Origin of the sequence: Buttiauxella sp. BIGb0471 (assembly GCF_024807715.1) — a bacterium.
Classification (GTDB): Bacteria; Pseudomonadota; Gammaproteobacteria; order Enterobacterales; family Enterobacteriaceae; genus Buttiauxella; species Buttiauxella agrestis.
Map to the genome: position 1 here is coordinate 50,868 of NZ_JANUEU010000001.1, position 12,925 is coordinate 63,792.

Annotated in this window: 15 protein-coding genes; 11 read left to right on the top strand and 4 right to left on the bottom strand. The window is 52.3% G+C overall.

From position 1 onward, the window contains the following. Window positions 1-26: 26 nt before the first annotated feature. Window positions 27-830 carry an inositol-1-monophosphatase gene (gene suhB, locus M2371_RS00225; protein ID WP_034497722.1) on the bottom strand — a complete coding sequence of 268 codons (804 nt, stop codon included), beginning with the start codon at window positions 828-830 and terminating at the stop codon, window positions 27-29. Between the two features lie 119 nt (window positions 831-949). On the opposite strand from suhB, the gene trmJ reads away from it, so the two are divergent. The 11 genes from trmJ (at window position 950) to sseB (ending at window position 9,688) form a co-directional block, all read left to right on the top strand. Beyond that, a complete protein-coding gene (trmJ, locus tag M2371_RS00230; protein ID WP_115627589.1) occupies window positions 950-1,690 on the top strand; it encodes a tRNA (cytosine(32)/uridine(32)-2'-O)-methyltransferase TrmJ in 741 nt (246 codons plus the stop codon). A 130-nt stretch (window positions 1,691-1,820) separates the two neighbouring features. Then, window positions 1,821-2,309 carry a Fe-S cluster assembly transcriptional regulator IscR gene (iscR, locus tag M2371_RS00235; RefSeq protein ID WP_034497720.1) on the top strand — a complete coding sequence of 163 codons (489 nt, stop codon included), beginning with the start codon at window positions 1,821-1,823 and terminating at the stop codon, window positions 2,307-2,309. Window positions 2,310-2,435: 126 nt separating this feature from the next. Next, window positions 2,436-3,650, top strand: coding sequence for a cysteine desulfurase (gene iscS, locus M2371_RS00240; protein WP_034497718.1), 1,215 nt, complete (start codon window positions 2,436-2,438; stop codon window positions 3,648-3,650). 42 nt (window positions 3,651-3,692) lie between these two features. Further along, entirely contained in the window at window positions 3,693-4,079 is a 387-nt protein-coding gene (gene iscU, locus M2371_RS00245; protein WP_015703172.1) for a Fe-S cluster assembly scaffold IscU, read from the top strand. Between the two features lie 24 nt (window positions 4,080-4,103). Continuing rightward, entirely contained in the window at window positions 4,104-4,427 is a 324-nt protein-coding gene (iscA, locus tag M2371_RS00250; protein ID WP_034497717.1) for an iron-sulfur cluster assembly protein IscA, read from the top strand. 69 nt (window positions 4,428-4,496) lie between these two features. Then, on the top strand, window positions 4,497-5,012 hold the full coding sequence (gene hscB, locus M2371_RS00255; RefSeq protein ID WP_034497715.1) for a co-chaperone HscB: 516 nt from the start codon (window positions 4,497-4,499) through the stop codon (window positions 5,010-5,012). Window positions 5,013-5,025: 13 nt separating this feature from the next. Beyond that, complete coding sequence (gene hscA, locus M2371_RS00260; RefSeq protein ID WP_259266601.1) at window positions 5,026-6,876, top strand: Fe-S protein assembly chaperone HscA; 1,851 nt, start codon at window positions 5,026-5,028, stop codon at window positions 6,874-6,876. Window position 6,877: 1 nt separating this feature from the next. Continuing rightward, complete coding sequence (gene fdx / locus M2371_RS00265; protein ID WP_034459208.1) at window positions 6,878-7,213, top strand: ISC system 2Fe-2S type ferredoxin; 336 nt, start codon at window positions 6,878-6,880, stop codon at window positions 7,211-7,213. Between the two features lie 12 nt (window positions 7,214-7,225). Beyond that, window positions 7,226-7,426 carry a Fe-S cluster assembly protein IscX gene (gene iscX / locus M2371_RS00270; RefSeq protein WP_034459203.1) on the top strand — a complete coding sequence of 67 codons (201 nt, stop codon included), beginning with the start codon at window positions 7,226-7,228 and terminating at the stop codon, window positions 7,424-7,426. A gap of 73 nt (window positions 7,427-7,499) precedes the next feature. Then, complete coding sequence (gene pepB, locus M2371_RS00275) at window positions 7,500-8,786, top strand: aminopeptidase PepB (protein WP_259266602.1); 1,287 nt, start codon at window positions 7,500-7,502, stop codon at window positions 8,784-8,786. Window positions 8,787-8,911: 125 nt separating this feature from the next. Continuing rightward, window positions 8,912-9,688 (top strand): enhanced serine sensitivity protein SseB, encoded by a 777-nt coding sequence (sseB, locus tag M2371_RS00280; RefSeq protein WP_259266603.1) that lies wholly within the window; start codon window positions 8,912-8,914, stop codon window positions 9,686-9,688. A gap of 4 nt (window positions 9,689-9,692) precedes the next feature. Here sseB and M2371_RS00285 read toward each other — a convergent pair whose 3' ends face one another. The 3 genes from M2371_RS00285 to M2371_RS00295 all read right to left on the bottom strand — a co-directional run bounded on the left by M2371_RS00285 (window position 9,693) and on the right by M2371_RS00295 (window position 12,916). Further along, complete coding sequence (locus M2371_RS00285) at window positions 9,693-10,466, bottom strand: MurR/RpiR family transcriptional regulator (RefSeq protein WP_259266604.1); 774 nt, start codon at window positions 10,464-10,466, stop codon at window positions 9,693-9,695. Further along, window positions 10,466-11,317 (bottom strand): 3-mercaptopyruvate sulfurtransferase, encoded by an 852-nt coding sequence (gene sseA / locus M2371_RS00290; RefSeq protein WP_259266605.1) that lies wholly within the window; start codon window positions 11,315-11,317, stop codon window positions 10,466-10,468. Before sseA ends, M2371_RS00285 begins: the two co-directional genes overlap by 1 nt. A 231-nt stretch (window positions 11,318-11,548) precedes the next feature. Then, window positions 11,549-12,916 (bottom strand): 6-phospho-alpha-glucosidase, encoded by a 1,368-nt coding sequence (locus M2371_RS00295; protein ID WP_259266606.1) that lies wholly within the window; start codon window positions 12,914-12,916, stop codon window positions 11,549-11,551. Window positions 12,917-12,925 lie beyond the last annotated feature (9 nt).

Consider the following 12,925-nt stretch of genomic DNA (forward strand, 5'->3'; position numbering starts at 1 on the left):
GAGGGTTAGGGTGAGGGCTTTAAAGATTAACGCTTCAGCGCTTCGCTCAATTCATCACGCATAGCTGCCAGCATCGCTTTAACAACTCGCGCATTACCTGCAACGATATTACCGCTGGTCAGGTAGTTGTGGCCGCCGGTGAAATCACACACCAGGCTACCGGATTCACGAGCAATCAGTTCACCTGCTGCGAAATCCCATGGCTTCAGGCCAATCTCAAAGAAACCGTCAACGCGGCCAGCCGCAACGTATGCCAGATCCAGCGCGGCTGAACCGGTACGACGGAAGTCAGCACACTGCGTGAACAGTTTGGTCACGATGTTCATATAAGGAGTCGCGTGTTGCTTGTGCTTGAACGGGAAGCCCGTTGCCAGAATGGTGCCGTCGAGGTCGCGTGCATTGCTGCCGCGCAGACGGTAACCGTTCAGCTGTGCGCCTTGACCACGAACGGCTGTGAACAGCTCATTACGCATTGGGTCATAAACAACAGCAACTTCGGTGCGGCCCTTAACACGGACAGCGATAGAGACAGAGAAGTGTGGCAAACGTTTGATGAAGTTAGAAGTGCCATCCAGAGGATCGATAACCCATTGCACATCCTGCTCGGTACCCGCCAGTTCGCCTGATTCTTCAGCGATAATGGTGTGTTGCGGGTAGGATTTGCGGATAATTTCGATAATCAGACGCTCGGCGTCTTTATCTACGTTAGTCACAAAATCGTTGCTGCCTTTCTGGCTCGCTTCTACAGCGTCAGGGGTTTCGTAGTTCTTGGCAATTAAATTGCCCGCCTTGCGCGCAGCGCGCACGGCGATGGTGAGCATCGGATGCATCGGTCTCTCTCTGGATGTTAAAGAACGGGAAAACGCGGCGGAGTATAGCAGAGCGTTCGGAATATGTCCCAGGGTTATGATAGGATATCGCGATAATCTTTTCAGGCAATGAGTCTAGAATGCTGCAAAACGTACGTATAGTGCTGGTTGAAACCTCCCACACCGGCAACATGGGGTCTGTCGCTCGTGCCATGAAAACCATGGGGCTGACAAATCTTTGGTTGGTAAATCCGTTGGTTAAACCTGATTCTCAGGCTATTGCGCTCGCTGCAGGTGCCAGTGATGTTATCGGTGAGGCCAAAATTGTCGATACGCTGGATGAAGCGTTGGCAGGTTGCAGCCTGGTCGTGGGTACCAGTGCGCGTTCTCGTACGCTGCCTTGGCCGATGCTCGATCCGCGCGAATGCGGTCTAAAGACCATTTCTGAAGCGCAAGATGCGCCAGTGGCGATTGTGTTTGGCCGTGAACGTGTTGGTTTGACCAATGACGAATTGCAGAAATGCCATTACCACGTCGCGATTCAGGCGAATCCGGAATACAGCTCGCTGAACCTGGCGATGGCCGTGCAAATCCTCGCTTATGAAGTGAGAATCGCCTGGCTTGCTACCCAAGAAGAAGGCAAAGAAGCGGCAGTGGTTGAAGACCAGACTCAATATCCGTCGGCTGACGATCTCGAGCGTTTTTATGTTCACCTGGAGCAAGTCTTGCTGAAAACCGGCTTTATTCGCACCAGCCATCCGGGGCAGATTATGAGCAAATTACGCCGCTTATATAACCGCGCACGCCCGGAAACTCAGGAACTTAACATTCTGCGCGGCATGCTTTCTTCTATTGATAACGAGAAAAAACACGGCAAATAATACTTGAGTAAATTACTAGGTTAAATAGTTGACCAATTTACTCGGGAATGTCAGACTTGCGGCCTGCTATGTGACAATCACATTTATATAAAACCCCCGGTTCGAGGGGCGATTAGAGGTTAAGTAAGACATGAGACTGACATCCAAAGGACGTTATGCCGTGACCGCAATGCTTGACGTTGCGTTGAACTCCGAATCAGGCCCAGTGCCACTGGCTGATATTTCTGAACGTCAGGGAATCTCTCTCTCCTATCTGGAGCAGTTATTCTCCCGTCTGCGTAAAAATGGCCTCGTTGCCAGCGTTCGTGGTCCTGGCGGCGGTTATCTGTTGGGTAAAGAAGCAAGCGCCATCGCGGTTGGTGAAGTCATTAGCGCAGTAGATGAATCTGTTGATGCCACGCGTTGTGCGGGTAAAGGTGGTTGTCAGGGCGGCGATAAATGCCTGACTCACGCGCTGTGGCGCGACCTGAGCGACCGTCTGACCGGTTTTTTAAATAACATCACCTTGGGTGAACTGGTCAATAACCAGGAAGTGTTGGATGTTTCTGGTCGCCAGCACAATGAAAACCATCGCAGTACGCGCTCCCAAGACGCGATCGACGTCAAACTGCGCGCATAAGCAGACAATTAGATTTTTTAGAATCAGGTTTGGGGGCTTGCGGCTCCCTTTTAAAAACAGCAGCATTCCATTTTTTGGCCTGGTTCTTCGTATCGTATTGAAGTGATGTACGGAGCTTAAAGAGCAATGAAATTACCGATTTATCTCGACTACTCTGCGACTACGCCGGTTGATCCGCGTGTTGCGCAGAAAATGATGCAGTGTTTGACTATGGACGGAACCTTCGGTAACCCGGCTTCTCGTTCCCACCGTTTCGGTTGGCAGGCGGAAGAAGCAGTAGATATCGCCCGTAACCAAATCGCTGAACTGGTTGGTGCAGACCCGCGTGAAATCGTCTTTACCTCCGGCGCAACTGAATCAGACAACCTCGCTATTAAAGGTGCGGCTAACTTCTATCAGAAGAAAGGCAAGCACATCATCACCGTAAAAACCGAACACAAAGCTGTGCTGGATACCTGTCGTCAGCTTGAGCGTGAAGGTTTTGAAGTGACTTACCTGGCACCGCAGAGCAACGGTATCGTTGACCTGAACGTGCTGGAAGCGGCAATGCGTGACGACACCATTCTGGTTTCTATCATGCACGTGAATAACGAAATCGGCGTGGTGCAGGATATCGCGGCAATCGGCGAATTGTGCCGTGCGCGTGGCATTATCTATCACGTGGATGCGACTCAGAGCGTAGGCAAATTGCCTATCGACTTGAGCAGCCTTAAAGTTGACCTGATGTCTTTCTCTGGTCACAAAATCTATGGCCCGAAAGGGATCGGCGCACTGTACGTTCGCCGTAAACCACGTATTCGTATCGAAGCTCAGGTACACGGTGGTGGTCACGAGCGCGGCATGCGTTCTGGTACTCTGCCTGTTCACCAGATTGTCGGCATGGGCGAAGCTTACCGTATCGCGAAAGAAGAGATGGAAACAGAAATGTCCCGTCTGCGCGGTCTGCGTAACCGTCTGTGGAACGGCGTGAAAGATATGGAAGAAGTGTATCTGAACGGCGACCTGGAAAATGGCGTTCCAACGATTCTCAACGTGAGCTTTAACTACGTTGAAGGTGAGTCGCTGATTATGGCACTGAAAGACCTCGCGGTTTCTTCCGGTTCTGCCTGTACATCAGCAAGCCTCGAGCCGTCCTACGTGCTGCGTGCGCTGGGTATGACCGACGAACTGGCTCACAGTTCTATCCGTTTCTCTTTGGGTCGTTTTACTACTGAAGAAGAGATCGACTACACCATCGAACTGGTACGTAAGTCCATTGGCCGTCTGCGCGACCTTTCTCCACTGTGGGAAATGTTCAAGCAGGGCGTGGATATTAATTCCATCGAATGGGCTCATCACTAATCGCTCTTTTCGAGCGTCGATATCGGATTCAGGAGAATAAAAATGGCTTACAGCGAAAAAGTAATCGATCACTACGAAAACCCACGCAATGTTGGTTCTTTTGATAACAGCGATGACAGCGTAGGTTCAGGCATGGTGGGTGCACCAGCTTGTGGCGACGTGATGAAGTTGCAGATCAAAGTCAACAATGAAGGTATTATTGAAGACGCTCGCTTCAAAACCTACGGCTGTGGCTCTGCCATTGCTTCCAGCTCGCTGGTGACCGAATGGGTCAAAGGTAAATCTCTGGATGAAGCGCAGGCCATCAAAAACACCGACATTGCAGAAGAACTCGAACTGCCGCCGGTGAAGATTCACTGCTCAATCCTTGCAGAAGACGCTATCAAAGCGGCCATTGCGGATTACAAAAGCAAGCGTGAAGCTAAATAATTATTGTTGAGTAGAGGTTGTTGTATGTCGATTACCCTTAGCGACAGTGCTGCCGCACGCGTGAATGCCTTCTTGTCCAATCGCGGTAAAGGTTTTGGACTGCGTTTAGGCGTTCGTACTTCTGGCTGTTCTGGCATGGCTTATGTTCTTGAGTTTGTTGACGAGCCGATGGCAGAAGACACCGTGTTTGAAGACAAAGGCGTGAAAGTGGTCGTCGATGGTAAAAGCCTGCAATTTTTAGACGGCACCGAGCTGGACTTCGTCAAAGAAGGTCTTAACGAAGGGTTTAAATTTACTAACCCGAACGTGAAAGATGAGTGCGGTTGCGGCGAAAGCTTCCACGTCTGATGCTCGCCACTTCCCCCACGTAACGTACCGTTATGTGGGGGTATCTCAGGTAACCCCCCCGAGTCTGTTATGGATTACTTCACCCTCTTTGGATTACCAGTAGGCTTCGCCCTTAACACCGAGTTGCTGGCTAAACGTTACCAGGAGCTGCAACGCCAGTTCCACCCTGACAAGTACACCAGCCGCCCTCAGGCGGAACAACTGCTGGCGGTCCAACAATCTGCGACCATCAACCAGGCATGGCAAACGCTGCGTCATCCGCTGCCGCGTGCCGAGTACATCCTCTCTCTCAACGGTTTTGATCTGGCTAACGAGCAGCATACCGTGCGCGATACCGCGTTTTTGATGGAGCAACTCGAATTACGTGAAGAGCTTGATAATATCGAGCACGCCAAAGATAGCGACCGCCTGGAATCCTTCAGTGCCAACGTTAATGCGATGGTGAAAACCCGCATGGCGCAAATGGTGCAGCAACTGGATAATCAGGATTGGACGCAAGCGGCGGATACTGTGCGTAAACTTCGTTTTCTCGATAAACTGCGCAGCCAAATAGAACAACTCGAAGAAAAGCTGCTCGATTTTTAACTGGAAGCTCAATATGGCGTTATTACAAATTAGTGAGCCGGGCCTGAGTGCGGCACCGCATCAGCGCAAGCTGGCGGCGGGTATCGATTTAGGCACCACAAATTCACTGGTTGCAACTGTTCGTAGCGGGCAAGCTGAAACGCTGCCTGACCATGAAGGCCGTCATCTGCTGCCTTCTGTGGTGCACTATCAGCAACAAGGCCTGAATGTCGGTTGGGACGCGCGTGCGCAAGCCGCAACCGATCCGGCAAACACTATCAGCTCGGTAAAACGTCTGATGGGCCGATCGCTTGCCGATATCCAGACGCGATACCCGCATCTGCCTTACTCGCTCAAAGCGAGTGAAAATGGCCTGCCGATGATCGACACTCCGGCGGGTCTGCTAAACCCTATTCGTATCTCATCCGACATCTTAAAAGCCCTTTCCGCACGCGCGACTGAAGCGCTGGAAGGTCAGCTTGATGGCGTGGTGATCACCGTTCCCGCTTATTTCGACGATGCACAGCGTCAGGGCACCAAAGACGCTGCGCGTCTGGCGGGCTTGCATGTTCTGCGCCTGCTCAATGAACCGACCGCCGCGGCTATCGCCTACGGTCTGGACTCTGGTAAAGAAGGCGTTATTGCCGTTTACGATTTGGGCGGTGGCACTTTCGATATTTCTATTCTGCGTTTAAGCCGTGGCGTGTTTGAAGTGCTGGCAACTGGCGGTGATTCTGCACTCGGTGGCGATGACTTCGACCATCTGTTAGCCGACTGGTTGCGTGAGCAAGCCGGAGTAGCTGACCGTAGCGACGACCGCGTGCAGCGCCAGTTACTCGATGCCGCAATTGCCGCGAAAATCGCCCTGAGCGATGCCGAAACGGCAACCGTAGAAGTGGCTGGCTGGACGGGCACTGTGACCCGCGAGCAGTTCAACGAACTGATTGCAGCCCTGGTTAAACGGACATTGCTGGCTTGTCGCCGTGCGCTGAAAGACGCAGGCGTCGAAGCCGATGAAGTGCTGGAAGTGGTGATGGTTGGCGGTTCTACTCGCGTGCCATTGGTGCGCGAACGTGTGGGCGAATTCTTTGGCCGCACGCCGCTGACGTCTATCGACCCGGATAAAGTCGTCGCTATTGGTGCTGCTATTCAGGCGGATATTCTGGTGGGCAACAAGCCGGATAGCGAAATGCTGTTGCTTGATGTGATCCCGCTGTCGCTTGGCCTTGAAACCATGGGCGGCCTGGTAGAGAAAGTCATTCCACGTAACACCACTATTCCGGTTGCGCGTGCACAGGACTTCACGACTTTCAAAGACGGCCAAACGGCGATGTCGATTCACGTGATGCAGGGTGAACGTGAACTTGTGCAGGATTGCCGTTCGCTGGCACGTTTTGCACTGCGCGGTATTCCGGCAATGCCTGCGGGTGGGGCGCATATTCGCGTGACCTTCCAGGTTGATGCTGACGGTTTACTAAGCGTCACCGCGATGGAGAAATCCACCGGCGTTGAAGCGTCTATTCAGGTGAAACCGTCTTATGGTCTGAGCGATGGCGAAATCGCCACCATGATTCAGGACTCCATGAGTTATGCCGAGCATGATGTGAAAGCGCGCATGCTGGCTGAGCAAAAAGTTGACGCTGCCCGCGTGCTGGAAAGCCTGCAAGGTGCGTTAGCGACTGATGCCGCGCTGTTAAGTGCGGCAGAGCGTGCGGAAATTGACTCAGCGATGGTGGCGTTAAGCGCCGCAGCTGCGGGCAATGACACCGATGCTATTGAACAAGCCATTAAAAACGTAGACAAACAAACACAGGATTTCGCCGCACGTCGTATGGATGAATCAATCCGTAAGGCGCTGAAAGGCCACTCCGTGGACGAGGTTTAACATGCCAAAGATTGTTTTTCTGCCTCATCAGGATTTGTGTCCAGATGGCGCAGTTTTGGAAGCGAATGTCGGTGAAACCATTCTTGATGTTGCGCTGCGCAACGGTATCGAGATTGAACACGCCTGTGAAAAATCCTGTGCTTGCACCACTTGCCACTGTGTGGTGCGTGAAGGTTTCGACTCCCTTGCTGAAAGCACGGAAGACGAAGACGACATGCTCGATAAAGCGTGGGGTCTGGAACCTGAAAGCCGCTTAAGCTGCCAGGCGCGTGTAACGGATGAAGATCTGGTGGTAGAAATGCCACGTTACACCATCAACCATGCACGTGAGCACTAACAGGAGTAGCTTATGGGACTGAAATGGACCGATAGCCGCGAAATTGGTGAAGCTCTGTACGACAGCCGCCCGGATCTTGATCCAAAAACGGTACGTTTTACCGATCTGCACCAGTGGGTCTGCGATTTGGAAGATTTTGATGACGATCCAGGCGCATCCAATGAAAAAATTCTGGAAGCGATTCTGTTAGTCTGGTTAGATGAGACTGATTAATTGAACCAAGCGGGCTGCCTCAGGCGGCCCGTTTTTATATGAAGCATGAGCTGAAAAGTATAAGGAAAAGAAAATGTCAGAAGCCATGAAAATCACGCTATCCACGTCGCCTGCCGATGCGCGTTGGGGCGAAAAAGCCGCTTACAGTATTAATGACGAAGGAATTACCCTGCACCTGACAGGCAAAGATGACCTGGGGTTAATCCAACGCGCCGCACGTAAAATCGACGGCCAGGGCTTGAAGCACGTACAGTTGGCGGGCGAAGGCTGGGATGTCGAGAAAAGCTGGGCATTCTGGCAGGGCTACCGTGCACCAAAAGGCACCCGTAAAGTTGACTGGGCTGTACTGAGCGATGAAGAACAAAAAGAACTCAATAACCGCCTGAAAATCATTGATTGGGTTCGCCATACCATCAACACGCCAGCCGAAGAACTCGGCCCGGAGCAACTCGCTTCCCGCGCCGTTGACCTGCTGTGTGATGTGGCTTGCGATAACGTTTCTTACCGCATCACCAAAGGTGAAGATCTGCGCGAGCAGAATTACATGGGTATCCACACCGTGGGTCGTGGTTCTGAGCGCCCACCGGTACTGCTGGCGCTGGATTACAACCCAACTGGCAACCCGGATGCACCGGTTTACGCATGCCTGGTCGGTAAAGGTATCACCTTTGATTCCGGCGGCTACAGCATGAAACAAAGCGCATTCATGGACTCCATGAAGTCTGACATGGGCGGCGCTGCAACCATTACCGGCGCTCTGGCATTTGCGATCACTCGCGGCTTGAACAAACGTGTGAAACTGTTCCTGTGCTGCGCGGACAACCTGGTCAGCGGCAACGCATTCAAACTGGGTGACATCATTAAATATCGCAACGGTAAAACCGTTGAAGTGATGAACACTGATGCAGAAGGCCGCCTGGTGCTGGCCGATGGCCTGATTGATGCGAGTGCGCAAAAACCTGAGCTTATCATCGACTGCGCGACCCTAACGGGTGCGGCGAAAACCGCATTGGGCAACGATTACCATGCGCTGTTCAGCTTTGACGATGGGCTGGTAAACCGTCTTATGGCAAGTGCTGCGGAAGAAAACGAGCCGTTCTGGCGCTTGCCGCTAGCTGAGTTCCACCGCAACCAGTTGCCGTCTAACTTTGCTGAACTGAACAACACCTCTAACGCCTCTTTCCCGGCGGGTGCCAGCACGGCAGCGGGCTTCTTGTCCCACTTCGTGGAAAACTACCACGCAGGTTGGCTGCACATTGACTGCTCTGCTACTTACCGTAAAGGTGCGGTTGAACAGTGGTCTGCTGGCGCAACAGGTATTGGTGTGCGCGCGATTGCGAATCTGTTGGTTAGTCAGTAATTCGCTTTACGCCCTCACCCCGGCCCTCCTCCCTCAGGAGAGGGGGACACCGATCAATTCCCTCTCCCTCAGGGAGAGGGTTAGGGTGAGGGTTGTTTGCCCCACAGACTTATTCTGGAACCACCATGTCAGAACCAAAAAACGAACTCGAAACGCTGCTTGAGCAGGCTGCCACTGAACCTGCTCACCGCCCGGCATTCTTCCGCGTATTACTGGAATCCACCGTATGGGTGCCCGGTGCCGCCGCTGAAGGTGAAGCCATTGATGCCGATAGTGCCGTCGAATTACAGCACTGGGAAAAAGACGATGGCACCTCAGTCATTCCTTTCTTCACCTCAGTTGAAGCGCTGCAACAAGCTATCAGCCACGAGCAGGCATTTGTCGTAATGCCAGTGCGCACGCTATTTGAAATGACGCAGGGCGCGACATTATTCCTGAATGCGAAACTGCCAACCGGCAAAGAATTTACTCCACGCGAAATTACCCATTTGATCAGCGATGAAAGCGATCCTTTAACCCAGCAGGAAGTGCTGGATGGAGGGACTTCTTTGCTGCTTTCCGAAGTGGCTGAACCGCCTGCACAAATGGTCGACTCGCTCACGACGCTGTTTAAAAACCTGAAAACCGTGAAGCGCGCGTTTATTTGTTCCATCAAAGAGCGAGCAGACGAGCAGCCTAACTTGTTAATTGGTATTGAAGCAGAAGGGGATATCGAAGCGATTATTCGCCAGGCGGGAAGTGTCGCGACCGATACTTTACCGGGCGATGAACCCGTTGATATCTGTCAGGTTGTCGAAGGCGAAAAGGGCATCAGCCACTTTATGATGGCGCACATTACGCCATTCTATGAGCGCCGCTGGGGAAGCTTCCTACGCGATTTCAAAAGCAACCGCATTATTTGATGACTTATGCTGTTGCTTGCAGCAGCAGTAAATCAATCAGCATTACCAGATTTGATTCAAAAGACGTAATCCCTGCGGCTTCGGCCGCAAAATGAATCGCCTCGTCATACAGCGGAAAATGCAGATCGGCCAGTTCAGACAAACTGTTTGGCGATGCTCGCGTGAACGCCACAATCGACATCCCCACATTTTGCGCAATCCGCGCCTTATCCAAAACCTGCTCGGTTTCTCCGCTGCGTGAAATGGCGATAAAAACCTCATATTTAGAGGCATTACTCAGGAAAATTCCCCGGCTATCGCCAGGCCCGGAAATGAACGCCGTTTTACCCAACACCTGAAGTTTTTTGGTCAGGTATTCGGCGAATAGATACGAAAACCCGGCACCATACAAAAAGAAGCTCTCTTTTTCACGTAGTAGCGTGGCGAACTGCGCCATTAATTCCGGCGTTACCCACCTGAAAGTCTGGCGGTAATTCTCCACGAACTGGTCAAACAGAATCGGCAGCGTGGCGGCGGGTTGTGCCGGTTGATTGGCGATATGCGGCGTGCTGGAAAGCAGTTGTTTGCAGTGCCAGATAAACTCGCTAAAACCACTAAATCCGAGCTTCTGGCACAGCCGCATAATGGTCGCGCTGGAAACAAACGTCGCCTGGGCAAGTTCCCGCACCGTAATATTGCCCACCAGCAATGGGTGGTTTGTCAGGTGCGAGAGCACTCGATACTCAGCGCGGGTCAATGAATCCCCGCGTTCAAGCAAACCGACCAGGCGGTTATCCATTATTGCGCTTGTGCCGGTTCAACGGGTAAATCAGAGCGTGCTCCCCATTCACTCCAGGAACCGTCGTACAGTGAAACACCGTTAACGCCAAGCGTGGTTAACGCCAGAACAACTACGGCGGCCGTTACGCCTGAGCCGCAACTTGCAATAATCGGCTTATCAAAGCTGACGCCCTGACGGGTGAATATTTCGTTCAAGTCGTCGGTGGTTTTCAGTTGGCCGTTTTCTACCAGGTCATTCCATGGAACGTTGAACGCACCAGGAATATGCCCGCGTCGCAAACCTGGACGAGGTTCATCGACTTGCGCGTTAAAACGCGGAGCAGGGCGGGCATCGACAATTTGTGCAGTTCCTTCATGGCTGACCAGCAAAACATCGGTCAGACGTTTAATGACCATCGGGTCGAAATTCACGTCGAATTCACCTTCCGGCAATTCAACATCACCTTGCTGAAGAGGCAATTCTTCACGCTGCCAGTCGGCCAGACCGCCTGCCAGAATAGAGACATTTTCCGCACCAAAAGTCCGCAGCATCCACCATGCACGAGGTGCGGAGAACAAGTTGCCTTCATCGTAAACAACCAGATGTTTATCACTGCTGACACCCAGCTCTCTCATGGCGACAGCAAAGGCCTCAGCGCGAGGCATCATATGGGGCAGGGGACTGGTGTGGTCGGAAAGTGCTTCGATATCGAAAAATACCGCGCCAGGCAGATGGCCAGCACGGTATTCGCCAGCGACATCACGATGCTCCTGGCCAGGAGGCGCCATGCGAGCATCAATAATCTGGATATTTTCGTCATTAATATGTTCTGCGAGCCAGTCGCCCGCAACGAAGAAAGTGGTGGACATGGTTGCCTCCGAATCGTCAATTGATATCCCCTTCATACTTCAAGCTGCATCTTCGTTGGCTGCGTTCACTCACCCAAATCACTTAGTTTACTAAGCTCCTTGGGATTCTTTCACTTGCCGCCTTGATGCAACTCGAATTATTTTGGGGCTAACGGATTGTCGGTGTTTTTCACCAAACCGACAAGCAACCATGTTTACTGCTGCGAAGTGCGCCGTAAATATTAGATAAAGTTACGCTTTCACGGCTTCGCCATCTTTCCACGCTTGCTGTAACTGCGGCCAATAATCGCGGTTTGCTTCAATCATATCGTCGAGAATTGCTTTTGCATGCTGCATCGTCGGCACGGTGCGGTTAAGAGTAAACGCCTGCAATGCTTTCTCGTAGCTGCCTTCGATGGTGGCTTCAACCAGCAGTTGTTCAGAAGCTAACTGTTGCATAAGCAGTGTCTGATGGAACAGCGGAACCGCGCCCATGCGCACAGGTTCTGGCCCTTCCGAAGTGATGTAAGCCGGAACTTCAACCATTGCATCATATGGCAGGTTGGCGATCGCCCCTTTGTTTTCCACAATCACCAGATGGCGCTGGCGCAAATCAAAGGCCAGCGAACAGGCGACATCAACGATAAACGCCCCATGGACACCAACGTGGAACGCATCCGGCAAAATACCGGTTTTTTTATACTCGTCGGCGGCGGCAAACAGTTTCTTCTCGCGCCCATCCATCACTTCGTTGGCGCGAGTGTAATCAGGGTTTTGGTGCTCAACGATGTCGTTTGGCATCAGGTAATACTGCAAATATGGGTTTGGCAGGAATTCTGGGAAATGGTCCATAATCGGTTTGATATGGCGCCAGGTTTTCACCCATGAAGGATCCGAATGTTGCGGATCGGTTTGCGCGGCGTCTGCCGTCAGCAGGCCATACTTAGCGATATGGCGGCGCAACTCGGGAAGGCGATCTTCACCATCGACCAGCACACGGGTAAACCAGCCGAAATGGTTGAGGCCGAAGTAATCGACTTCCAGCTTGTGGCGGTCCACACCAAGAATTGCACCCATATTACGCATGGCGGCGACGGGCATATCACAAATGTTCAACACGCGTGCTTTCGGGCGCAGGCGGCGCACGCCTTCTGCGACAATCGCCGCCGGGTTGGAATAGTTCACAATCCACGCTTTTTGATGGGCGTAACGTTCGACAAAATCGCATAGCTCGACCATCGGCAAAATAGTGCGCAAACCGTATGCCAGCCCACCAGGGCCACAGGTTTCTTGCCCGACAACACCATGGCGGAGTGGAATTTTTTCATCCTGCTCACGCATTTTATATTGCCCGACGCGCATTTGAGCGAAGACGAAATGAGCTCCGCTAAACGCCACTTCCGGGTCTGTAGTAACGGTAAATTTAATGCTTTGGCTGTGGTCACGAATGACTTTCTCAACCACCGGCGCAATCACTGACTGGCGCTCACCATCAATATCGTAGAGGCGAATTTCAGCTAACGGGAAATCGGCCAGGCGCACCATCAGGCTTTTAACAATGCCCGGCGTGTAAGTACTACCGCCACCGGCAATGGACAAAATAAATGGGGGTTTAAACATCATTGACTC